Source organism: Bacillus cereus group sp. MYBK216-1, from assembly GCF_051916495.1.
Lineage (GTDB): Bacteria > Bacillota > Bacilli > Bacillales > Bacillaceae_G > Bacillus_A > Bacillus_A thuringiensis_K.
Genome location: NZ_JBQAGT010000001.1, coordinates 99254 through 123969, shown reverse-complemented (window position 1 = coordinate 123969; position 24716 = coordinate 99254). Strand labels below are relative to the sequence as shown.

Here is a 24716-nt window from a genome sequence, read left to right as displayed (position 1 = left end):
GACCTTTCTTAATTTACTGCAACATTTGTAAGAATTTTTTCGTGCGTTCTTCTTTTGGATTTGTAAATACTTCTTCTGGTGTACCTTGTTCCACAACGACACCGCCATCCATGAAGATAACACGGTTCGCAATTTGATGTGCAAAGCGCATTTCGTGCGTTACAATTACCATCGTCATACCTTCTTTAGCAAGTTCCTTCATTACTTTCAGAACTTCTTGAACGAGTTCAGGATCAAGTGCTGACGTCGGCTCATCAAATAGTAACACTTCCGGCTCCATCGCAAGCGCGCGCGCAATTCCAACGCGCTGTTGCTGTCCGCCTGATAATTGGAACGGATATAAGTCTACTTTATCCGCAAGACCAACTTTTTCAAGGAAATAGTTTGCTTTTTTCTTCGCTTCTTCTTTCCCCATCTTTTTCACTGTAACGAGCCCTTCCATTACATTTTGAAGTGCTGTTAAATGCGGGAATAAGTTATGGTGCTGGAATACCATACCTGTTTGCGTACGAAGATTGACAATATCTTTCTTCGTTACTTTTTCAGAGAAGTCGAGTTCTTTATTACCGATGCGAATACTACCAGCGTTCGGCGTTTCTAACACGTTGAGACAACGTAAGAATGTCGTTTTACCAGATCCAGATGGCCCGATAATAACAACAACCTCGCCCTTCTCAACTGTTAAATCTATATGCTTTAGTACGGTATTATCTCCGAAACTTTTTTGTAAGTGCTGAATTGAAATCATAAAAACAAAAACTCCTTTTGTAAAAGGATTATTTTAATGTGTAGCGTTCTGAACGCTTTTCTAACATCTGTTGTACGATTGATAATAAGAAACAAATAACCCAATAAATAAGACCTGCCTCAAAATAAACAATTAAAAACTCGTAGTTCATCGCCGCAATTTCCTGCGCTTTTCGGAACATTTCTGTTACTAAAATTAACGATGCTAATGAAGTATCCTTCACTAAGCTAATAAATGTATTCGAAAGCGGCGGGATTGATACGCGCGTTGCTTGTGGTAAAATAACACGTTTTAATGCTTGTGGATATGTCATCCCAATTGTGTAAGCTGCTTCCCACTGCCCTTTCGGGATGGAAAGGATAGAAGCACGAATAATTTCAGATGCATATGCACCGACATTTAATGAAAATCCAACAACTGCTGCTGTATATGGCTCAACTTCAATATTAAGAGTTGGAAGACCATAGAAAATAATAAATAACTGTACAAGAAGTGGCGTTCCGCGAATGATAGATACATAGATACGAGCAATCCATTGTAAAATACGACTACCAGAAATACGTGCGAGCGCTGTTAACGTTGCCAGTATAATCCCGATAATAAATGTAATAAGCGTTAATGGAATTGTCGTAAAAACAGCTTCCTTCAGCATAGGCATGAAGGAAGACTGCATAATATCTGTCCAAGTAGACAATCGATCTGAAACCAATGCACTACTTAGATACATTTTCACCGAACCATTTTTTCGTTATTTTGTCATACGTACCGTCTTTTTTCATATCTTCTAACGCTTTATCTACTTCTTGTACAAGCTTAGTGCTACCTTTACGGAATAAGAATCCACTTTCTGAAGCTTCTTTTTCAGTATCTACAATTTTAATTTTTGCATCTTTTTTCGTTTCTAAATAATTTAATACTGATAACTTATCATTAATTGTAAAATCAACGCGTCCTGAAGCTAATAATTCTGCCGCTTGGCTAAATCCTTCTACACCAATAATTTCCGCACCATTTTTCTTAGCGATATCTGCATAGTTACTCGTTAAAGATTGTGCTCCTTTTAATCCTTTTACATCAGCAAATGTAGCAGGCTTATCTTTATCTTTTGCAATAACTAATGCCGCTGAAGATGAAACGTATGGCTTAGAGAAATCGTATTTCTTTTGACGATCTTCACGAATACCAACTTCGTTTGCAACCATATCGAAACGTTTTGCATCAAGGCCAGCAAGTAAGCTATCCCATTGTGTTTCTTTAAATACAGGTTTTACACCTAAACGTTTTGCAACTTCTTCTGCTAATTCAACGTCAAATCCAGTTAATTTATTGCTTGAATCGTGGAACGTAAATGGTGGATATGTACCTTCTGTACCAATTACAAGTTCACCGCTTTGTTTAATCTTTTGTAACGCGTCTTGACTAGCTGTATCTTTTTTCTCTTCTTTACCGCAGCCGGCTACAATCCCGATCGCTAATGTAGTTACTGCAAGCACTGAAAATAATTTCTTCATGATAGTAATCCTCCAAGTATTCTGATAGGAATTTAAAAACTATATTGATTGTATGCAATCTTGAACAATTTTTCAATGAAAATGTTCTTATTTAGTTTATCCTTTTTCTTCATAATCAAACAAAAGGGAAAAATAACGCTACATACAAAAAATAAGTAACATTTTTTAATATAGCATTTATGGAGAAAAAGGTAAAACAATACTTCTTATTTAACTGTCGTAATTTGCTAAAGAGTCGACATGTTCATCAATAAAAAAGAACTTGTGAAAATCACAAGTTCTCCCCCGTACATATTAAGCACTCTGATTACCTTCCATTTGCGTTTTATACATATCGTAATAACGCCCGCGCTTTTTCATTAGTTCATCATGAGACCCTTTTTCTAAAATCGTCCCTCTATCGAGCACAATAATTTGATCTGCGCTTTTAATCGTTGAAAGACGATGAGCAATAATAAATGTCGTTCTTCCTTTTTTTACAACTTCCAATGCTTGTTGAATCATCGCCTCTGTTTCTGTATCAATACTAGACGTTGCTTCATCTAAAATTAAAATAGCGGGATCAAAAGCAAGCGCCCTAGCAAACGATATAAGCTGACGTTCTCCGGTTGAAAGTGTACTTCCCTTTTCTGTAATTTCTTCATTTATATTGTTCGCAAATCTTTCAGCACCGACATCATGCAATGCTTTTATGATACGCTCTTTTGAAATTTTTTCGTTTTCTAAGCTTACATTAGAAGCAACCGTTCCGCTGAAAAGAAACGGGTCTTGCAGTACGATTCCCATATGCTCACGAGTTGCTTGTTTCGGCATTTCTTTTACATCGTGACCATCAATCGTAAGTTTCCCTTTTTCAAACTCATAAAATTGAAAGAGTACATTCATGATGGAACTTTTTCCTGATCCAGTATGACCGACAAGTGCCACTGTCTCGCCTTGTTTCGCTTCAAAAGAAATATTTTTTAACACTTCATCTTTTCCATTATAAGAAAATGATACATTATCAAATTTTACATTTCCTTTTAAACGAGGCATACGTTCTTCTTCTACCGCTTCTCCTTTTTCCTCTAACAATTCAAAGACACGTTCTGATGCAACGCGCGCTTGCTCTAAGTTTGCAAGCTGGTTCACCATATTCGTAATTGGCGAGAATAATCGTGTTAAATAATCGACGAACGCATACAGTACCCCAAGTGAAATAATACCTGTAGCACTTAATGACGCACCGCCGAAATACCAAATTACTCCTGTGAAAGCGATATTTCTTAATACGGCTACTAAGTTATGCGAAGTTGCTGCATTTAAATTTAAAATTTTATTTTGATACTTAAAATAATCGCCATTTAATTCTTCAAACTCTTTTTTCGTTTCACGCTCTTGACGGAACGCTTGAATAATTGGCATCCCTTGAATGGATTCATTCACTGTTCCGTTAATATCAGATAAACGCGAACGCATTTTATGATTGTATACAGACGCATATTTTCTATATAAAATGGCCCAAACAATTAAAATCGGGATAATTAACAAACATAATGAAGCGAGCTTCACATCTAGTAAAAATAGCGCAGCAAATATCCCAATAATATAAATGATACTAGAAACGAATGTTGCCAGCACCGTTACATATAAATCACGAATGGCCTCTGTATCATTCGTCACACGCGAAACAATTTTCCCCGCCGGTAAATGATCAAAATACCGAATCGGCAACGTTTGAATATGAGAAAACACATCTTCCCTCATAATTTGAATAATTTTATTCGCCGCCTTCTGTAAGAAGAATTGCTTTCCGTATGCAAATAATGATACGACTACTAGTAAAGCGAAATAGCCACCACCAAGCAATAATAGACGGTTTATTTCCGGTTTATAAAACGCAAACACTTCTTCTTTCGTTAATGCTTTCGCTTTATACACTTGCACCGCCTTACCATTTTGAACGGTAATCATCCCCCCTTTTACAGTACGTGATCCTTCAATATTCACTTTATTCGGTACAAAATAATATTGAAAACCAACTTGCATCACACGTACTTCTTTACCTTTTGTCTCGCCTTGCTGGAAGCGATCACTTCGCTTATAAAAGGCGCCATTATACGAAACAGCTTCTTCACTCTGTTCTGTTTCATACCAAGGTTTCTCTATCCCGACGATATGATCGTCAATCATCGTTTTAGCGACGAAAGGACCGGCAAGCTCTGCGATGACGAAAATAAATAACATTAACATCGCTGCAAAAATCGTCCCTTTCACTTTCATCGCGTATTGAAATAATCGTTTTGAAACGCTCATATTTTCACCCCACTATCCGCACTTTCACTTTCTCCTTGTTGTCTTTCAAACTGCTCAGCATACCAGCCTCCGCTCTGGATAAGCTGAGCATGCGTACCTTCTTCTATAACTGCGCCTTCATCCATAACGAGAATCCAATCCGCATGTTGTACGGCAGATAAACGATGCGTCGTAATAATCGTCGTCTTTCCGCTTCTTTCCGTTCTTATATTTTCAATGATCGCTGCTTCCGTACGAGCATCTACAGCTGATAAAGAATCATCCAAAATTAAAATTTCTGGATTTTGAATAACAGCTCGCGCAATCGAGATTCTTTGTTTTTGCCCTCCTGATAAAGAAACACCCTTCTCTCCAACGAGCGTTTCTAACCCTTCTGGTAAAAACTCTAAATCCTTTGTAAACGCCGCGATTTCAATCGCTTTCTCGAGTTCTTCTTCCGTCGCTTCCCTATTTCCGAATAAAATATTTTCCCTCGCTGTTTTTGAGAACAAAATATGTTCCTGCGGTACATATCCAATCCAACCGAGCACATTTTCATTTGTCATTTTATCTAGCGTCACATCAGAGACTGCAATATCCCCATCTCCAAGCGGATATTGACGAAGAAGCTGACGTACAAGCGTCGTTTTCCCGCTTCCTGTTTTTCCAACAACCCCAAGCGTTTCCCCTTGTTTTAATGTAAACGAAACCTTTTTTAAATTTGTTTCAGTTGATGAAGGATATGAAAAGGTAACATCATCAAACTGAATATAATCCGGCTCTTGTACAAGCTTTGGATGTTTCGGATCCTTTACATCTGGTTCATACGCTAATGTTTCATTTACACGGCCTAATGAAGCATTTCCTCTTTGCATAACATTAATTAATTCACCAATTGCAAACATCGGCCAAATCATCATCCCTAAATACACGTTAAATGAAACAAGTTCACCAAGTGTTACCTTTGATTGAAATACAAGATATGCGCCGTACACTAAACCGATTAAATAACTAAGGCCAACAAGCATTTTCACAGTTGGTTGGAATAATGCGTCAATTCTCGCTACTTTCATATTTTTTTCGTAGACGTCATCTCCTAAGTGATGAAATCTTTCCTCGTCTGCATTCTCTTGTACGTATGCACGAATAACGCGCACACCAGCGATTGATTCAAGCACTTTATCGTTCATATCACCAAACGCATCTTGCGCAACTGTAAATCTTTCATGCAATTTCTTTCCATATATATTCATCGCATACGCCATAATTGGAAGCGGGATAAGCGCCGCAAATGTAAGCTCCCAACTAATTGTAAATCCCATCATAAAGACAATCGTAAGCATATATAAACTCGAATCCACGAGCGTTAATATACCAAAACCAGCTGTCATAGCGATTGCTTTCAAATCATTTGTCGCTCTCGCCATTAAATCACCAGTACGATTTTTTTGATAAAAAGTCGGCGTCATCTTAAGTAAATGCCCCATAAATTTAGAGCGCATCGTTTTCTCAAGTACGAATGCACCTCCAAACAATTGATGTTGCCATACGAAAGTAAGACCATACCCAACGATTGTAACCCCTATTAAAATAAGAATAGACTGTATAATAGCTTCGTTTGATAACGTTCCTGTTTTTATGTTATCTATCGTAACCCCTAACACTTTCGGGGGAATCACTTCAACTATATTCACAATTAAAAGAGCTCCAATGGCAATACTATATCTCTTCCAGTGCTCTTTAAAAAACCATTTTAACTTTAGTAATACTGATAACAATGTAACCTCTCCCTTCTCGTTCTCGTTTACTTCTCATTTCTTTATCCACTATCCAAACCCATTACATTTACATTTCGTAACCCATACAATCTCATCACATTTGTCCACCTTCCAAAGTTTTATATAGGAATATGGAAAATAAACAAAAAAAAGCATACCGCCGCTTGACGATATGCACAAAAATGCATAAAAAGCGTACGTTACGATATACGCAACGTACGCTTTTTATAAGACAGAGAATGCCTTATATATCCGCACGGGTTGCGTAATGATATGAATGTTTTCTGCCATTTAACAGAGCTAAACCCATTACATTTACGATTACAATCATTACGCACACCCCTTTCATTTATTTTCCATTTATAATCTTACAACTTTATTGAGTATTCTGTCAATTATTTTTTTTACAGATCGAATGAAAATATACGATACATCATTTTGAAATAAGGGAATGTTCTGTAAGAAAGGGCATACAAAATAAAAAAATAATAAGAAATCGTTTTCACAAACATTTCATTTGAAAAATGTTATCAAACCCCCTACAATCACCTTATACTCACTCTTACAAGTTGCTATTTTAGGAGGACTAATCATGACAACTAGCAATACGTACAAATTTTATTTAAATGGAGAATGGAGAGAAAGCTCTTCAGGAGAAACAATCGAAATTCCATCTCCATACTTACACGAAGTAATTGGACAAGTACAAGCAATTACTCGCGGAGAAGTAGATGAAGCAATTGCATCTGCAAAAGAAGCTCAAAAATCATGGGCAGAAGCTTCTCTACAAGATCGCGCAAAATATTTATATAAATGGGCTGATGAGCTCGTAAATATGCAAGATGAAATTGCCGATATCATTATGAAAGAAGTCGGTAAAGGATATAAAGATGCGAAGAAAGAAGTTGTTCGTACAGCTGACTTCATTCGTTACACGATCGAAGAAGCTTTACATATGCACGGAGAAAGCATGATGGGCGATAGCTTCCCGGGCGGTACAAAATCTAAACTTGCGATTATCCAACGCGCACCACTTGGTGTTGTATTAGCAATCGCACCGTTTAACTACCCAGTAAACTTATCTGCTGCAAAACTTGCACCAGCATTAATTATGGGTAACGCTGTTATTTTCAAACCAGCAACTCAAGGTGCAATTAGTGGTATTAAAATGGTGGAAGCACTTCACAAAGCTGGCCTTCCAAAAGGTCTTGTAAACGTAGCTACAGGACGCGGTTCTGTAATTGGTGACTACTTAGTAGAACACGAAGGCATCAATATGGTATCGTTCACAGGTGGTACAAACACAGGTAAACATTTAGCGAAAAAAGCTTCAATGATTCCACTTGTATTAGAACTTGGTGGTAAAGATCCTGGTATCGTTCGTGAAGATGCTGACTTACAAGATGCTGCAAACCATATCGTAAGCGGTGCATTCTCTTACTCTGGTCAACGTTGTACAGCTATTAAACGTGTACTTGTACACGAAAACGTAGCGGACGAGCTTGTTAGCTTATTAAAAGCGCAAGTAGCTGAACTATCAGTTGGATCTCCAGAACAAGACAGCACAATCGTTCCATTAATCGACGACAAGTCTGCTGACTTCGTTCAAGGCTTAGTTGACGATGCTGTTGAAAAAGGTGCTACAATCGTTATCGGTAACAAACGTGAGCGTAACTTAATTTACCCAACATTAATCGACCACGTAACAGAAGAAATGAAAGTTGCTTGGGAAGAGCCATTCGGCCCAATCCTTCCAATCATCCGTGTTTCTTCAGATGAGCAAGCAATTGAGATTGCTAACAAATCAGAGTTCGGTCTGCAAGCAAGTGTCTTCACAAAAGACATTAACAAAGCATTTGCAATTGCTAACAAAATCGAAACTGGTTCTGTTCAAATTAACGGACGCACAGAGCGCGGCCCTGACCACTTCCCATTCATCGGTGTAAAAGGTTCAGGTATGGGCGCACAAGGTATTCGTAAGAGCCTTGAGTCTATGACACGTGAAAAAGTAACTGTATTAAACTTAGTTTAATCTTATAAAAAGAAGCTGATCTATTTTTAGATCAGCTTCTTTTCTATATAAACACTTCCGAAAAACGGAGTATTTCGTTCTACTTCCGATTTGGTTTTCCAAATCGAACTAAAACATGCCATAATAATTTTAATTCCTGAAGCACTTCTTCATAAGTACCACGATCACTCCAAGATAATGGATTGCGTTTCAAATCCACTACAGCAGAGCCAATTATATTGGCATCGATACAATGATTCCGTGCAATGCGTCTTGCTAAAGATGGCATTTTTGAACCTCTAAAATCCATTGGAACTTCGTCTACCATAAGTACAAAACCGATGTGCCAATACAAATCAATCGCATACTTCAGGCAAATTTCTTCTAAAACTTTTCCTACATCCGTACCCTTAAATGAAGGATCTGCAACAAGCACCTCTACGTCTTCTTTAAGAGAAATCTCTCCATGAATTTGCGCTTCGATATAATGATTAAGATTACGGGCTGGCTCTTTGCTTACTAAATCTATAAACGGCCTTTTCAGATTAGCCAGTAAATGATTAATTAATATTGTTGGCGTCAAATTCCCTTCACCAATTGCAAAATCTCTTACGAATGTCTCTTCCAAAAGAGCAGCTAAAATCATATCAAACTCCTCATAAGTCCCCTTTTCTTTCGGATCTTGATGCGAATCTAAATATGTATATGTAGAGCGCGAAGAAACTTTTGGAGATAAGAGAAAATAACATGAACCAAAACGCGGAGCCGGCCCATCTGGATGTAACATTAAATTTAGCGCTCCGTATTTTGGCCGTTGATCATTCGTTACGCCTTCTAATTGATATGCCCCTCCAAATATTCTCTTTTCCCAAAAGTCACGTTCACCACCAGGGTAAGCAGATACGCTTCCATTAGATAGTAATGTTTCAAACTGACTTTTATATATTCCTTGCTCAAACAGTGCTTCAGCAACACTTTTCATACTCGAATCTAGTCTGTCTGGATGAAAGTGTAAAGCAATCCGTGCATGAGATTTTAAATTAGCGACAGCTTCTTCAAATATTTCATCTGTAATATTAGACATTTTAAGTATATGATTAATCGTTGCTTTAGCCTCTCGTTTTTCGTTCTCTGCATATTTTGAAATATACTCTAAAGCAAATAATTGAGATCTTGATAATTCCATAATCCAATCTCCCCTTTAATTGAAATGACCTTAATCAATTCAATTAAAAGCTTAGTCTTTCCTTCTTATGAAACGAACCTTATTTATTTAAAAACGTAATTTACTAAATCTTAATTATGCATACACGCATTTTGCATAGGCAAATGTACACATTCTACAGAAATTTGATACCCTAGCCATTGCTCAGCAATATGTTCAAATGATAAAACAGATCCCGTCGTAAAAAAACGATGCTTCGGATTCAGATTGTCAGACAAAATTCCTTTGTGCTGTAAAATGGTACTTAACTCTATCGCTGTTTCTTCTGCAGAACTAATAATCGTTACATCTTCTCCTAACTCACTTTTAATCACAAACTCTTCTCTATAATCTGATTATTACTATATCCATTGACGTATAAAAATTCATTTGTTACTCTTAAAGACGTTAATTTAATATTTAAATCCTCATTCGTATCTCGGTGAGGTAGAGGTTGCAATCATTAAGAGTATCATTTCAGGAGATGTAGTGGCATTGATGAAGGAATGAGAAAGGAATGGTTGCCGAAGTAAGTCGTGTCCACCATGCACGCTTGCTGGGTCTGCATTTAATAAGTGCAGAACTGTCACAAACGTTTCGTTTGTGGAGAGCTATCGAGAGGTATGTCGTGGGTTTCTTATAAGATAGAAAGCATGTAGCGGCAAATTATGTGCTTTTTTTGTTTTGTTTGGGACTTCTCTTCCTGACTCAGGAAGACATACATATCTCCTCGCTTGACTTGGTTATACTAACTTTGGAGGTATTTTCTATGCAACAAAAAAAATGGGGCTTTTGGGTACTAACAGCTTTCGTTGTCGGTAACATGGTTGGCGCTGGTATTTTCATGGTGCCAAGTACGTTGGCACAAACAGCAAGCCCACTCGGTGTCACTTTAGCTTGGTTAACTACAGGGTTTGGTGTTTTAATGCTAGCTCTTGTTTTCGGTAATTTAGCAATTCGTCGTCCTGATTTAACGACAGGGCCACAAAGTCATGCATATGCTTTATTCTCAACACCAAAAAAGAAAAAAATGGCTGGTTTCAGTATGGTATGGGGATATTGGGTTGCAAACTGGGCAAGTAACGTTGCCATCATTACATCATTTGCGGGATATTTATCACTCTTCTTCCCAATTATGAAAGATACGCGACTACTATTTTCAATCGGTTCGTTTAACGTAGAAGTCGGAAAACTAATTACATTTACGATTTGTTCCATCTTACTTTGGGGAACTCATATTATATTAACAAACGGTGTAAGCGGAGCTGGAAAGCTAAACTTTTTAGCAACAACAACGAAAGTAACTGGATTCCTTTTATTCATCGTCGTTACGTTATTTGCATTCGAAGCTTCTAAGTTTGGACAATGGTACACACCGATGATTGATAAATCAGGTGCATCACACGGTCTTCTTTCACAAGTAAATTTAGCTGCTCTTACAACGCTTTGGGCGTTTATCGGAATTGAATCAGCCGTTCTTTTATCAAACCGTGCTGTTTCTCCAAAAACGGTAAAACGTGCAACAGTTGCGGGATTACTTATTACAGTTGCAATTTACTTAGGAATCACAATTTTAACAATGGGTGTACTTCACGTTGATACATTACAAGCTTCTGAACGTCCATTAGCAGATGCATTAAATGCTGCAATGGGTCATGGCGGCGGGAAACTGATGGCATTACTTGCTCTTACTTCCCTGTTCGGTTCTATCTTAGGCTGGATTTTATTAAGCTCAGAAGTCCCTTATCAAGCAGCAAAAGAAGGTTTCTTCCCTTCCTTCTTCGCAAAAACAAATAAAAAAGGAAGTCCAATTTACTCATTACGATTAACAAACATTATGTCGCAAGTATTCCTATTCTCAACATTATCAGGAACCATTGCGGAAGCTTATACATTCGTTATTACCGTATCGACACTGGCCTACCTCATTCCATATCTCGTTTCACCAATCTTCCAGTTAAAACTAGTCGCAACTGGTGAAACATATAAAAATGAAATGCGGGCAAGAATTACAGATGGCATAGTCGCAGTTATCGCACTTTGCTACGCACTATGGGTTATTAAAACAGGCGCAGCCGATATAAAAACGTTCCTTCTCGGAATTGGTTTATTCGTAATCGGCTTTGCCTTCTATCCATTAATGAATCGTGATCAGAAAAAAAATAACGAAAAGAAAGACGGGCAAGTTGCATAACGCAATTTGCTCGTTTTTTCTTTTACAAAACATATATAATAGAACAAAGAGGTGAAAAACATGTCAATCGAATCACTATGGAACAGCCGTTTCCAACAACATATTCAAAATATCATTACATACTTTGCACGTATGATTAACGGTTTACTATATAGCTTTATCTTTATTTCATGCGTTGGCGCATACTACTATGCTCAGTTTCTAAAAACATCTCCTTCTAAAGGAATATCTTTACTACTCATCACGATTGTACTTACATTCATTATAACGAGATGCCCTATTCGTACATTTATTCAGAAACCTGACGCTGTCTATTTACTAGCACTAGAAGAGAAATTAACTTCTTATTTCAAAAAATCTCTTCTATATAATTACATCATTCAGCTTTTCCCATTATTATTTACGTTCCTTATTCTCGTTCCGCTTGCACTGCAATCATTACAATTAACGATACCTTTCTTCTGTACAATCTTTCTCGTTTTAATGGTTACGAAAGCTTGGAACATATACATACATTGGATGTGGCGTGATAGTCACGAAAAAAATATATGGCTGATCATTCGTATTGCTTGTAACGCCCTAGTCATTTATATGCTGTTTTATGTAGCAAATGTTCTCATATTAGGCGGATTACTCTTACTACTTGCTTTCCTACTTCTATACACGAAAAAACAGCCTACAAAACGAATACCGTGGGATTACATAATCGAGCAAGAAGAAAAAATGAACGTTCGTTTCTATCAATTTGCTAGCATCTTCACCGATGTTCCGCAACTAAACAAGCAAGTAAATAAAAGAAAATGGCTTACAACTTGGATTGAACCTTTATTACATAAAAAACGAGCAACTTTCTTCTATTTACATACACTCGCATTTTTACGCGGGAATGATTATTTCGGTATATATATTCGCTTAGGGCTGATTGGTGCCTTCGCCTTATATTTTATACCAAACATATACGTAAAGGGCGCTATCGCTTACATCGTCCTATATATGATTTCTATGCAGCTCCGTTCCCTATGGAAATATTTTTCGGGAAATATTATTGTAGCATTATATCCAATTGATACTGAAAAACGACTGAATCAATTTCTTCACTTAATCTTTATATTGTTAAGCATTCAGCTCATTGTATTTTCAATTGTTATACTCCTTGCTACAGGAGAAATTTTACATAGCCTTATCATTATGATTATCGGGTTACTCTGGATCAAATTTATTATTGTACCAAAAACGAAGCAACGTGTTTCCTCATTTTAACGAAAAGAATTATCTTAAACGCCAAGGAGAAAATGAATTTTCTCCTTGGCGTTTTATTTTTTTCCTCAAACAAGAATCACCGGAACAACCGATATTTTATGATTTTACATACAAAAACGATAATACATGTTTACGTCCTAATAAAAAGGGTATCTATTAAATTAACAGAGTAAAGGAGGGGCCTATATTGTGAATAAAAAAACGGAACAATTGAAACACCATGTTACCGACAATCAATGCAAACATGCTTTAACAACAAATCAAGGGGTAAAAATAGCTGAAGATGAATTTTCTTTAAAGATGGGCTTAAGAGGCCCAACCTTAATGGAGGATTTCCACTTTCGCGAGAAAATGACCCATTTTGATCACGAACGAATTCCCGAAAGGATTGTTCATGCACGCGGGGTTGGCGCTCATGGTTATTTTCAACTTTATGAATCTTTAGAAGCATATACGAGAGCTGATTTTCTTACAAATCCTTCAAAGAAAACACCTGTATTTGTACGTTTCTCAACCGTTCAAGGTTCTAAAGGATCCAACGACACAGTAAGAGATGTACGCGGATTCGCTACAAAATTTTATACAGATGAAGGAAACTATGATTTAGTAGGCAATAATATGCCAGTATTCTTTATCCAAGATGCTATTAAATTCCCTGATTTTGTCCATGCAGTTAAACCAGAACCACATAATGATATTCCTCAAGGAGCTAGCGCTCATGATACCTTTTGGGATTTTGTTGCACATAACCCTGAGTCCACGCATATGGTCATGTGGCAAATGAGCGACCGTGCTATTCCGCGTAGTTTACGAATGATGGAAGGTTTTGGAGTTCACACATTTCGACTCATTAACGCAGAAGGAAAAGCCCATTTCGTAAAGTTTCACTGGAAACCTGCCCTTGGGGTTCATTCATTAGTATGGGATGAAGCTCAAAAGATTGCTGGGAAAAATCCTGATTTCCATCGTCAAGATTTATACGAAGCAATTGAAAAAGGCGATTATCCGGAATGGGAGCTTGGATTACAGTTAATTCCAGAAGAAGATGAGCATGCATTTGATTTTGATATTTTAGATCCAACGAAATTATGGCCGGAAGAAGAAGTTCCTGTAAAACTAGTTGGTAAAATGACATTGAACAAAAATGTTGATAACTTCTTTGCGGAAACGGAGCAGGTAGCTTTCCACCCTGGTCATGTCGTACCAGGTATTGATTTTTCAAATGACCCTCTTCTGCAAGGAAGATTATTCTCCTATACAGATACACAATTATCTCGTTTAGGAGGACCTAATTTCCATCAAATCCCTATTAATCAGCCTGTATGTCCTTTTCATAATAATCAACGTGATGGTATGCATCAAATGCAAATTCATCGTGGTCAAACAAGCTATCATCCTAATGGCTTAAATAATAATCAACCAGCAACAGTCCAAGCAGAACAAGGAGGATATGAGCATTATCAAGAAAAGATTGATGGACATAAAATTAGAGGGCGCAGTAAAAGCTTCCTTAACTTTTATTCTCAGGCTAAACTTTTCTATAATAGTATGAGCCCTATTGAAAAGCAACATATAAAAGAAGCTTTTTGCTTTGAAGTTGGGAAGTGCAAATCAGACATGGTGAAGGCAAATGTAATTGCTCTTTTAAACCACGTCGATCGTCAATTAGCACAAGAAGTCGCTAACATTATTGGAGCTCCTTTACCTAAGGAAAATCACGAAGTAAATTCAGATGCAAAATCACCTGCACTCAGCATGTCCAATACTATTTTTAAAGCTGATTCCAAAAATGTTGCAATTCTATTAAATGGTGACCCAAGCATCTCTCTTCTGTCCGAATGGATTCAAGCTTTTGCACAGCATCGAATTAACTATAGCATCATAGATAATAAAATTTATCATTTCAATAATTCCATTAAAGTAACGGATACTTATACAACAGCAGACTCCTCACTTTTTGATGCAGTATTAGTGTTTAGTAGTAAATCTGTCATTCAACCCCCTGTTTTAGAATTTGCAGAAACTACTTTTAAACATTTTAAACCGATAGCTCATGTCCTTAGTGACCCTCATGCTTTAGACCATAGTAAGGTGAAACTGGATGGAGCAGGAGTTTACAACTTAACAAACACTTCAATTGAGTCATTTATAGAAAGCATTGCCCAAGGACGATTCTGGAACCGATAATATAATGTAAGGAGCGGATTAGAATGAGTAAAAAAATTGCTATTTTAATAACGGATTATTTCGAGGACACAGAATACACAGAGCCAGTAGAAGCTTTTAAACAGAAGGGATATGAATTAACAACTATTGAAATGGAAAAAGGTAAAACGGTACACGGTAAACAAGAAAAAAGCGAAGTCGTAATTGATAAAAATATTGATGGTGTTTCTCCAGAAAACTTTGATGCACTCTTCATACCCGGCGGATTTTCTCCAGATATACTTCGTGCAGATGAGCGTTTCGTTCGCTTTAGTAAAGCATTTATGGATGCAAAAAAACCTGTTTTCGCTATTTGTCACGGACCTCAGCTACTCATCACTGCACAAACACTTGAAGGACGTGATGTCACTGGATATAAATCTATTGAAGTCGATTTAAAAAACGCCGGCGGAAACTTTCATGACACAGAGGTTGTCGTATGCCAAAACCAGCTAGTCACAAGTAGACAACCAGAAGATATACCGGCGTTTATTGAAGAATCATTGCGTATATTAGGATAGTTATTATAGGTTAACCAAAATAGCTGTTTAGCTACTTTGGTTAACCTTTTTATTTGTATGAAACATAAAAAAGAATATCGTTTTTAATGATCTGTGGATTCCATCCCTTCTTTGTCCCCAAATTTCTAATCACTTTTCATAGGCATTTCTCATATAGTGAAAATGACTATACGATTCCTATCCATAAGTTAAATAATGATTTTACACATATATAAATACAAGAGATGGGACCCTAACTATGAACAACAATCCACCTTCAACGCCCCAAGACAACTCCGAAAACAATAGCCGTGACATTACACTGCAAACATTAAGAGTCATCAGACTCGTCGTCCTTATTAGTGGTTATATCCTCGTCGCTCTCTCTGAAGTAGGTGAGCTGAAAGTCTTATTAACGAACCCAAATAGCAATCCTGATTTAGCTGAAGTTGATCCGTTTTAAAAGCCATGTGAAAAGCGATTTCTAGCATCGCTTTTCATATCATTTTATCCAATCTGAGAAGCCTCCCCCTCATACTTCTCTCTCCCAATCGCCTTCATAAATAATAAAATACTGCTCATACCCACGATAAAGTACAGAGCACTCATGCCCCAAGATGCAAGAAATGAACCTAGCATAACACCTAATGCTCCGTTCATTTTTGCCACTTGAAAGACCATTCCGTTAATCGCCATGTATGAGCCTCTTGCCTCATTTGGCACCATATCTGCCATAATAGATTGACGTACTGGCACATACATCATCTCGCCTACCGTTTGGAACAGCCCTGCAATTAATAAAATCCATAAACTATTGCTTGTTCCGAGTATTGTAAATCCAATCGTGTAAATGAATAAGCCTACATATAAGATTTTCAAATCATTGAAGCTTTTCAGCATTTTAATAAGAAGTGCTGAACATAACACAACTAAAATTGTATTCTCTGCAGAAATCCAGCTCAACATGCGAATACCTGTTAAATCAAACGTAAAACCATCCCCGAATAAAAAGTGCACCGTTTCAAATTCCTTCTGCAAACGTACCCCTAAATAATTATTAATTTGAAACTCTAACGATAATGTACATATACTCGCTGCACAAAAAATTAAAAATGCTTTATCTTTCATCACGACTTTATAACTATCTACCATATCTTTTAATACATTTTTCTTCTCCACCGTTTTTCGTGCTACATACACTTCTTCCATATACACAGCCATCACATATAAAGTCATAATGGCAACAAGCGTTAATACGATAAACAATTGTAGTCTATAGTTTTCAAATAGTAATCCTCCAAATATCGCTCCAATGGCAATCGATAAATTAATAGCCCAGTAACTAATGCTGTACATCACTTTTCGATTTTCAGGTGTACTCACATCAATTAACATCGCCTCTGTCGCAGGATTCATAAGTCCAGACCCTAAACTATTCACTAACATAAACACAAATGTTAGCCATGGTGAGTCAATGTAATCCGAATTCGCAACTCCCATACAAGCAATGGAAATGACTTGTATACTTTGACCGATAATCATAACCTTTTTACGCCCAAGCCGGTCTCCAACATATCCACCGTATAAACCAATTACTAATGAAGCTATGACATTAATGAGTAGTAACGCACCAGCAATCGCACTACCTAACTTTATTGAAAAATAAATCGCCATAAATGGAAAAATCATCGTGGACACAGTACGTGTTAAAAATGATGTTATAATTCTAATTTTTATATTTCGATGCATACTCCAAAATCCCATTGTTTCCCCTCCTTATGCTTACTTATTTTACTTTGAAAAAAAGGAAGAAAAAGGTTAGAATATTCTAAAGAGTTTCCCCTTTTATGATAGAAGGAAGTGTATATATGAAAATTATGGACTATTACATTCGATTAAGATTACATGCACAAGATCAACAACATATACGAAATAGCTTACAAGAATTAGCAGATGTTTTATATTGCAGTACGAAAAACGTAAAGATTTTATTAAAGAAAATGAGCGAGGAGCAATTAATTAGCTGGACTCCAGGGCGAGGCCGCGGAAATAAAACGGAAATTCTATTTTCACATAATTTCGTAGAAGCGATTGAGTCCTATACAGATGAACTGTTAGCGAAAGAAAAATTAAAAGACGTTTTTCTTCTTTTAAAAGAACCCCTCCCCCTCGCACTTCAAAAAAAGATAGAAAATAAACTACATCATCATTTTGGATACGAACCTTCAAATGATATGTACGACGTATTAAAGATTCCTATATCGAGAAAGATATTCCCATTAGATCCGGCTTTTGTGGCTGTAACTACAGAGAGCCATCTTACGAGTCAAATTTTTGATACGTTAGTCGTCTATAACGATGTTACTGAAAAAATGGAGCCCCACATTGCGCATACGTGGGAATTAAGTGAAGATGGACTTACGTGGACCTTTTATTTACGAAAAGATATATATTTTCATAACGAAACAATTTTAACTTCTAAAGATGTACAATTTTCATTTGAAAGACTAAAACAAGTTCAATCCCCTTTCGAATGGTTAACAGAAGAAATTATTCAAATTGAAACACCATCACCACTGCAAATTCAATTCCATTTAGCAAAACCAAATCTATTTTTCTTACACTATGTAAGTTCAATGCAGCTCGCAATTTTACCGCGTGATGCTAGTATTCAAAATAATCATTATATAGGTACTGGACCTTTCAAACTTGCTCATTACTCTGAAGATAATATCGTACTCGAAGCGTTCACCCATTATTTTAAAGAGCGCGCGTTATTAGACCGTATTGAATTTTGGGGTATTCCTGACCATGTGCAAATAGATGCTGATTATGAACTACCAAACGAAGAGGAAAATGAAAGGCATGATATACAAATAGAAGAAATAGGCTGTATTTATGCTGGCTTCAACTTTACAAAACCTGGTCCTCATCACGACATTTACTTTCGAAAAGCTTGGAGAGAACTATATGATGTTGAAATGATACTTCGTAACATAGAGGGTAGACGAACAATTGCTGCATCAAGCTTCTTCCCTGATAGAAGCCGCCAAGCTACTAAAAGGTCCTACTCTTTAGAAAAAGCGAAAGAGTATTTAAAAAAGAGCACCTATAACGGAGAAACGATTCATATTTATTTCTTCGCATTTAAAGACAGTGCAAATGACGCATATTTCCTAAAAGAACGTTGCGAACAATTAGGCATACATGTAGAACTTCACCCATTTCTCGTTTCAGATTATATGGATCGTTCTATCGATACACATGCCGATATTATTTTCATGGGAGAAGTATTTGCTGCTGACCATGAACTCGCATTCTTAAATGTGTTTAAAAATAAAAGTTGCTTCGTAAATCGGTTCATGGATCCGCACTATGAAAAACAAATTAACTGTTTACTTGATACATTTTTATTAGAGGAAAATAAAGAAGAACGCTATGAGCTCATGTATGAAATCGAAGAATTTTTACAAGTAGAGCACATCATTTTATTTAACTATCACGTTTTAAAAAGAAAAACATACCCTTCTTCTTTAAAAAACGTAACAATTGATTCATTCGGCTGGGCAAATTTTGCGAAGTTATGGATACAGCCATCCATGTATTAACATGCAAAAAAGCCCCTTACAAAAAGGGGCTTTCCAATCATTCTTTATTCTCATTACTTCGCAAAACTTCCAGCCAACTGTTTCTCTCTCCACATAAATGTAATGCCGAGACCAACTATTAAAACAACGCCTGAAAATGCATATGGATAATGAATATTCATATCAAATAATATTCCGCCCATCGCTGGTCCTGCGATATTTCCTAAACTCGTATAAGTCGAGTTCATCCCAGCAACGAATCCTTGCTCTTTTCCAGCTGCTTTTGATAAAAACGTCGTTAAAGCTGGACGAAGTAAATCAAATGCAAGGAAAATAAAGCACGTAACGAGAAGTACAATCCAATAATTAAAGACTACAGTTGAGACGAATGCTAACACTGCACCTACAATTAAACATATTTGAATTAATACTTTCTCACCGAACATGTCTACCAATTTGCCAAACATAAATACTTGCACAACTACCCCAAAGATTGAACTAATTGTAATAATTGCTGCGATATCTTTCGGTGTGAATCCAAATTTATGATCAGAGAACAGACTAAACACAGTTTCATATGCTGATAATCCGAATGCGAGTACAAATACGATAATAAATGCAATTGCATACATTGGATGTAATGATTTCTTTAAATCACCAATAAAGCTTGATTCTTTCGTATTAGAAGAAATCTCTGCAAGCTCTTCTTTCGTTAACGGTTCTTTTAAAATAAATATCGAAATCACACATGCTATAAAGGCAATTGCTGCTGCAACAAAAAACGGCACACGTATACCGTATTCTGCAATAAATCCGCCGATTCCAGGCCCTATAATGAATCCAGTACTAATAGCCGCAGATAAGTATCCCATCGCCTTTGGACGTTCCTGAATAGATGTAATATCCGCAACATATGCCGTAACACCAGGCATAATAAAAGCAGCACTAATTCCGCCTAACACCCTCGCTACATAAAGCATCCACACATCTTTTCCTAATCCAAAAAGAAGCTCTGAAACACCAAAAATAAATAATCCAATGATTATCATTTTCTTCCTACCGTAAAGATCAACCCACCGGCCTGTAATAGGTGAAGCAATAAGCTGAGCCATTGCAAACACTGCAACGAGATACCCCATCGTCTTCCCTGTTAAATGCATGTCATTCATAAAGGACGGCATAACCGGAATGATTAATCCAATCCCTAGAAAAGCGATAAATATATTACTCAAAAGAATGACCAGTACCATCTTTTGTTCTTTTATCGGTTTCTTCACTTTTAACACCTCTTCCCGTAAGCTCCTCTCAAAAAATAATGCCCAAGAAGCTTTTTCTTTATCCTGCTATTTGTGGGCTAATCATGAGTAGAGATGCCTCCACTCATTAGAATTTCACTCTATCCTTCCACACATACATAAGTATTAGGTGAATGACTATCATTCATTTTTCCTCAAAAATGAACCTACCTTCTCAGACAGGTTCATCTTACTACTTCTTTATATGTAGTGCATGTGTTAAAAAATCTAGTACTTCTTCCTTTTGCAAATCCACCTGCTCATCATCTTTATGATCATATAAATACACTTGTTCCGCTGCTGATTCAACTAGAGCGATAAATAACTTCGCTGTTCGCTCTGCGTGAACCGAATTACGAATTTCACCAGCTTCTTTTGCCTCATTTAAAAATTCACTTAGCCACATATAAAGGGGCTCATACACAGCTTCCCATTCTTTTATATGTTCTGTAGATGCAAGACCAGCATACATTAAAGCTTGTATTTCACGATATTCAGCTATAAAGTGAAACACCGCATCTATTACTTGCGTCACTTTACTTGAGAAAGGCGCATTGTTTTGCACTTTTTCTTTCACTGCAAGTATCATCTTTTCAACCATCACTTCTGCTATTGCAGGCATAACAGATAACTTAGAAGGAAAATATAAATAGAAAGTTCCTTGCGCAATGCCAGCTAATTTCACGATATCAGAAATCTTCGTTTTTTCGACGCCCTTCTCCTGAAACACTTCAATAGCTGCATAGACAATTTTCTCTTTTTTATTCATCATCTAAACCCTTTCACACGCATATTGAATGACTGTCACTCATTTTATAAGATAATCGATTGTACTGTCAATGATAGTGAACTCTAAGAGGAAATCGTTTTTTTATAATAAAATCTCCTAATAAACAATTAGGAGATAAAAATGCAATATATCTTTAAGAAAGTGCCTTTAATCCTGTCACTCCACATACAATAAGAAACACACTAATGATACGCGCTTTACTTTTCGACTCACCAAACAAGAACATGTTTAACAAAACTGCACCTGCTGTTCCGATACCAATCCAAACCGCATACGCGACACTTACTTGTAAAAATAAGAAGGAAGTATACAAAAATGCGAAGGATGTAGCAAACCCACCGATATAAATCGCACCATTGGCTAATGTCTTATCTTTACTATACATTTTAAGTCCTATCACACCGACTATTTCACTAATTGCAGCACAAAATACGAAAAACCAACCCATTTTTAAGCAGCTCCTTCCACAGTTTCTTCTTTATTATCAGCTAGCTTTAAACCGATAACGCCAGCTACAACCATCACGATAAAAAATAACTTCCCTACACTGAAACTTCCACCGAAAAGAAATACATCCATTAAGAAAGTACCTACCGTACCAGCTCCGGCGAAAACAGCATATACAGTCCCTGTTGCAAGATGTTCACACGCTTTAGAAAGGAAGTGAAAATCAACAGCGATAACTCCTAAAATAATAATCCAATGCCACCAAGTATTGGCTGTATTAAAACCAAACACCCAAAAAATTTCAAAGATACATGTTAATATGACATATAACCAAGCTTTATTTTTCATACCTCTCACCTCTTATGACTGACTATCAGTCATTTTTGTTTTAAAAAAATATACTCTTTCATCAATACTATATAAAAACAACTATCATCCTCATTTACCATTGTATTTGTTCCATTTCTAAGCTAACTGCATCCTGTCACATAAAAATGACTGAATGTCATTCATATATATTGTACATGAACATTTTAAAAACTGTCAATGCCGAAAGTTTATTTAAAATTTCTTTCATCTGATTTGTATATTTCTTAATAATCTGTCAATACTGCTAGTAACATAATATTTTCTCCACTCCCCCTTGGAGAGATCCCTTGAATGGAGCAGTTAGCTTTTGCTAGCTGCTCTTTTTTCCTTTTATTTCATCCAACATATCGAATCATCGCCACCTCATCACAATAATCAACCTTTGGACAATGTCTACAATCAACCCATACTTTCTCTGGTAGCGCATCTCTATTCACAAAATCAAATCCACACTTTTGAAAAAATTCTGTTTCATATGTTAAAGAAATGACTCTACTTACTTTTATTTTCACTGCTTCATTTATTACATGATTCACTAACATACGCCCGATTCCTTTCCCTGCATATGTATGCGAAACGACTAACGACCGAACTTCTGCAAGGTCCTCTCCTAACACATGTAAACCAGCAACTCCAACAACTTTCTCTTCTTCTTTCATAACATATAAACATTGCAAATATTGATAAAGAGACAAAAGAGAACGTGGTAAAACAACTCCCTCTTTTGCATAAACCTCAATAAGACTATAAATTTCTTTCACATCACTCGTCACCGCATTACAGATTTTCATATTACATCCCCTTGCCCCTCAATATTAATATTTATAACTTAAAATGAATTTTAATTCATAATTTTATATAATAATACATCTCTCTTTTCTCCTCGTCAATCACTTTATGCAAACAAAAAACCAAGCAATCTAATCGATGCTCGGTTCCTCATCTCGTATCGGCAATACTGTTGAATATTTAATTTCACGAAGTGCTAAACTTGTCTGTATACGTGTAATACCAAGCTTATTCAGCTTTCTAATAAACTGCTCCAGTTCTTTACGATCACGATTTGCAACCTTTAATAAATAATCGTACTCTCCTGTTAAACAGTGACATTCTAACACTTCCGGCATCGATTCTAATTCTTTCTCCAACACTTCCAGCTTGTCAAATTGATGAATATTTGTACTCATAAAAATAAAACATAATAAATCAAATCCAAGCTTTTCTTGATTTAAAATCGCAACTTGCTTATCGATGAAACCTTCCCCATCCAATCTTTTTATTCTTGCATGCATCGCAGCCGGTGATAAATTAACGCGACGTGCCAGCTCTGCATTACTTACTTGTGACTCCTTCTGCAATATATCTAAAATTTGTACATCCAAATCATCCAACACTTTAATAACAGACGACTCCATTACAATTCCCCCTTTTTTCTTACCGATGATTATTCGAAAAAATACCTTATACCTTACACAAAACTGAATATTATTCCGTAAATATCATTCATAACTAAATATTTTATCGAGTTTTATCCATTATACAAAAGAATATATTACACAATAAAGAAAAATGCTAAAATTATTTACAATTCGTATTGATTACAAAAAAGGGGATTTTAGCATGCCTTATTTTTACGTCTTTTTACTATTACTAACGAGCTTATTATGGGGAGGAAATTTTGTCGTTGGAAAATCACTCGTCGATCATGCATCGCCGATGACACTGACAAATTTAAGATGGATGATTGCGATTGTTTGTTTATTACCAATGGTATGGTTTAAAGAAAAGAAAATCCTTCCACCACGTACCGCAATACTTCCGTTAATATTGATGGGAATTTCAGGGGTCGCTCTTTTTAACATCTTTCAATTTTTAGCATTAGAAAAAACATCCGCTACAAATGTAGGTCTTATCTCTACTTTGAATGCAATTTCAATCGCATTATTTTCAGTATTATTTCTAAAAGAAAAAGTAAATACACTCCAAATCCTATCCATGATTCTTTCATTCTTCGGGGTTATCCTCGTCCTATTAAAAGGTGATTTCTCGCTTTTATTTTCACTACATTTTAATAGTGGCGATTTATGGATGATTGCAGCAGTTTGTATTTGGGGAATCTATTCTGTTTGTAGTAAATGGGCAACAAAAACAACTACACCACTTATGGCAACGTTGTACTCTGGTATTTTCGGCGTTATTTTATTACTACCGTTTAACATAGGTAGCTTCACTGTTTCAAATATAAATACTTCTTTCATCACATCACTTTTATATACTGGGCTTATTTCGACAGTTCTTTGTATGGTATTTTGGAATATTGGTGTACAAAAATTAGGAGCTACGACATCCGGGATTTTTCTAAACTTCAATCCGATTTTCACAGCGATTTTAGCATTCCTTTTCCTCGGTGAAGAATTAACGTGGATACAAATTGTAGGGACAATGGTCGTTGTAACAGGATGTTATTTATTTTCTCATTTCAAAACTGTTGCCGTTCAGCCAACTAGACCTTTAATACGAAAACATTCTTAATGAAAAAACAT

Annotated in this window: 21 protein-coding genes, 1 pseudogene and 1 riboswitch; of the genes and pseudogenes, 8 read left to right on the top strand and 14 right to left on the bottom strand. The window is 36.4% G+C overall.

From position 1 onward, the window contains the following. Positions 1–13 precede the first annotated feature (13 nt). The 5 genes from ACTFRH_RS00715 to ACTFRH_RS00695 all read right to left on the bottom strand — a co-directional run bounded on the left by ACTFRH_RS00715 (position 14) and on the right by ACTFRH_RS00695 (position 6311). The gene (locus ACTFRH_RS00715) at positions 14–748 is read right to left on the bottom strand and encodes an amino acid ABC transporter ATP-binding protein (RefSeq protein WP_000623612.1); all 735 of its coding nucleotides are present in this window, start codon (positions 746–748) and stop codon (positions 14–16) included. A 28-nt stretch (positions 749–776) separates the two neighbouring features. Next, positions 777–1475, bottom strand: coding sequence for an amino acid ABC transporter permease (locus tag ACTFRH_RS00710; RefSeq protein ID WP_000281502.1), 699 nt, complete (start codon positions 1473–1475; stop codon positions 777–779). Further along, positions 1462–2259 carry an amino acid ABC transporter substrate-binding protein gene (locus tag ACTFRH_RS00705; protein ID WP_000732844.1) on the bottom strand — a complete coding sequence of 266 codons (798 nt, stop codon included), beginning with the start codon at positions 2257–2259 and terminating at the stop codon, positions 1462–1464. Before ACTFRH_RS00705 ends, ACTFRH_RS00710 begins: the two co-directional genes overlap by 14 nt. 294 nt (positions 2260–2553) lie before the next feature. Continuing rightward, entirely contained in the window at positions 2554–4554 is a 2001-nt protein-coding gene (locus ACTFRH_RS00700) for an ABC transporter ATP-binding protein (RefSeq protein ID WP_000116656.1), read from the bottom strand. Continuing rightward, positions 4551–6311, bottom strand: a complete 1761-nt coding sequence (locus tag ACTFRH_RS00695; RefSeq protein ID WP_000953767.1) for an ABC transporter ATP-binding protein — start codon at positions 6309–6311, stop codon at positions 4551–4553. Before ACTFRH_RS00695 ends, ACTFRH_RS00700 begins: the two co-directional genes overlap by 4 nt. 592 nt (positions 6312–6903) lie before the next feature. Between ACTFRH_RS00695 and gapN the strand changes: the two genes are divergently transcribed. Next, positions 6904–8343: an NADP-dependent glyceraldehyde-3-phosphate dehydrogenase gene (gapN, locus tag ACTFRH_RS00690; protein WP_000213634.1), complete on the top strand. Its 1440-nt coding sequence runs from the start codon at positions 6904–6906 to the stop codon at positions 8341–8343. 79 nt (positions 8344–8422) lie between these two features. On the opposite strand, the gene ACTFRH_RS00685 is transcribed toward gapN, so the two are convergent. Then, positions 8423–9508: a DUF3626 domain-containing protein gene (locus ACTFRH_RS00685; RefSeq protein ID WP_000423685.1), complete on the bottom strand. Its 1086-nt coding sequence runs from the start codon at positions 9506–9508 to the stop codon at positions 8423–8425. Between the two features lie 110 nt (positions 9509–9618). Next, positions 9619–9867: pseudogene (locus ACTFRH_RS00680) on the bottom strand (glutamate racemase); the annotation flags it as partial. A 99-nt stretch (positions 9868–9966) separates the two neighbouring features. Then, a riboswitch (Lysine riboswitch) is annotated at positions 9967–10148 on the top strand. 147 nt (positions 10149–10295) lie between these two features. Here ACTFRH_RS00680 and ACTFRH_RS00675 point away from each other — a divergent pair. From ACTFRH_RS00675 to ACTFRH_RS00655, 5 genes are all read left to right on the top strand, one after another. Further along, positions 10296–11720, top strand: coding sequence for an amino acid permease (locus ACTFRH_RS00675; RefSeq protein WP_001186306.1), 1425 nt, complete (start codon positions 10296–10298; stop codon positions 11718–11720). Positions 11721–11780: 60 nt separating this feature from the next. Next, a complete protein-coding gene (locus ACTFRH_RS00670; RefSeq protein ID WP_000021351.1) occupies positions 11781–12980 on the top strand; it encodes an ABC transporter permease in 1200 nt (399 codons plus the stop codon). A gap of 189 nt (positions 12981–13169) precedes the next feature. Then, positions 13170–15167, top strand: coding sequence for a catalase (locus tag ACTFRH_RS00665; RefSeq protein WP_001036532.1), 1998 nt, complete (start codon positions 13170–13172; stop codon positions 15165–15167). A gap of 23 nt (positions 15168–15190) precedes the next feature. After that, positions 15191–15706, top strand: coding sequence for a type 1 glutamine amidotransferase domain-containing protein (locus ACTFRH_RS00660; protein ID WP_000037535.1), 516 nt, complete (start codon positions 15191–15193; stop codon positions 15704–15706). 238 nt (positions 15707–15944) lie between these two features. Next, positions 15945–16148 (top strand): hypothetical protein, encoded by a 204-nt coding sequence (locus ACTFRH_RS00655; protein ID WP_002163857.1) that lies wholly within the window; start codon positions 15945–15947, stop codon positions 16146–16148. A 44-nt stretch (positions 16149–16192) separates the two neighbouring features. Here the strand turns inward: ACTFRH_RS00655 and ACTFRH_RS00650 are convergent, their stop codons facing one another. Further along, on the bottom strand, positions 16193–17449 hold the full coding sequence (locus tag ACTFRH_RS00650) for an MDR family MFS transporter (RefSeq protein WP_000508200.1): 1257 nt from the start codon (positions 17447–17449) through the stop codon (positions 16193–16195). Positions 17450–17532: 83 nt separating this feature from the next. Here ACTFRH_RS00650 and ACTFRH_RS00645 point away from each other — a divergent pair, with 83 nt between their 5' ends. Next, the gene (locus ACTFRH_RS00645; RefSeq protein WP_000569503.1) at positions 17533–19293 is read left to right on the top strand and encodes an SgrR family transcriptional regulator; all 1761 of its coding nucleotides are present in this window, start codon (positions 17533–17535) and stop codon (positions 19291–19293) included. A gap of 53 nt (positions 19294–19346) precedes the next feature. Here the strand turns inward: ACTFRH_RS00645 and ACTFRH_RS00640 are convergent, their stop codons facing one another. From ACTFRH_RS00640 to ACTFRH_RS00615, 6 genes are all read right to left on the bottom strand, one after another. Next, positions 19347–20549, bottom strand: a complete 1203-nt coding sequence (locus ACTFRH_RS00640; RefSeq protein WP_000742946.1) for an MFS transporter — start codon at positions 20547–20549, stop codon at positions 19347–19349. 211 nt (positions 20550–20760) lie between these two features. Then, positions 20761–21339, bottom strand: a complete 579-nt coding sequence (locus ACTFRH_RS00635; protein ID WP_003300131.1) for a TetR family transcriptional regulator — start codon at positions 21337–21339, stop codon at positions 20761–20763. Positions 21340–21490: 151 nt separating this feature from the next. After that, positions 21491–21805 carry a DMT family transporter gene (locus tag ACTFRH_RS00630; RefSeq protein WP_000539671.1) on the bottom strand — a complete coding sequence of 105 codons (315 nt, stop codon included), beginning with the start codon at positions 21803–21805 and terminating at the stop codon, positions 21491–21493. Positions 21806–21807: 2 nt separating this feature from the next. Next, on the bottom strand, positions 21808–22152 hold the full coding sequence (locus tag ACTFRH_RS00625) for a DMT family transporter (protein ID WP_000790626.1): 345 nt from the start codon (positions 22150–22152) through the stop codon (positions 21808–21810). A 356-nt stretch (positions 22153–22508) separates the two neighbouring features. Then, positions 22509–22964, bottom strand: a complete 456-nt coding sequence (locus ACTFRH_RS00620; protein ID WP_000686671.1) for an N-acetyltransferase — start codon at positions 22962–22964, stop codon at positions 22509–22511. A gap of 129 nt (positions 22965–23093) precedes the next feature. Continuing rightward, a complete protein-coding gene (locus ACTFRH_RS00615; protein WP_000446095.1) occupies positions 23094–23588 on the bottom strand; it encodes an Lrp/AsnC family transcriptional regulator in 495 nt (164 codons plus the stop codon). A gap of 205 nt (positions 23589–23793) precedes the next feature. Between ACTFRH_RS00615 and ACTFRH_RS00610 the strand changes: the two genes are divergently transcribed. Continuing rightward, positions 23794–24705: a DMT family transporter gene (locus tag ACTFRH_RS00610; RefSeq protein ID WP_046946561.1), complete on the top strand. Its 912-nt coding sequence runs from the start codon at positions 23794–23796 to the stop codon at positions 24703–24705. Positions 24706–24716: the final 11 nt, after the last annotated feature.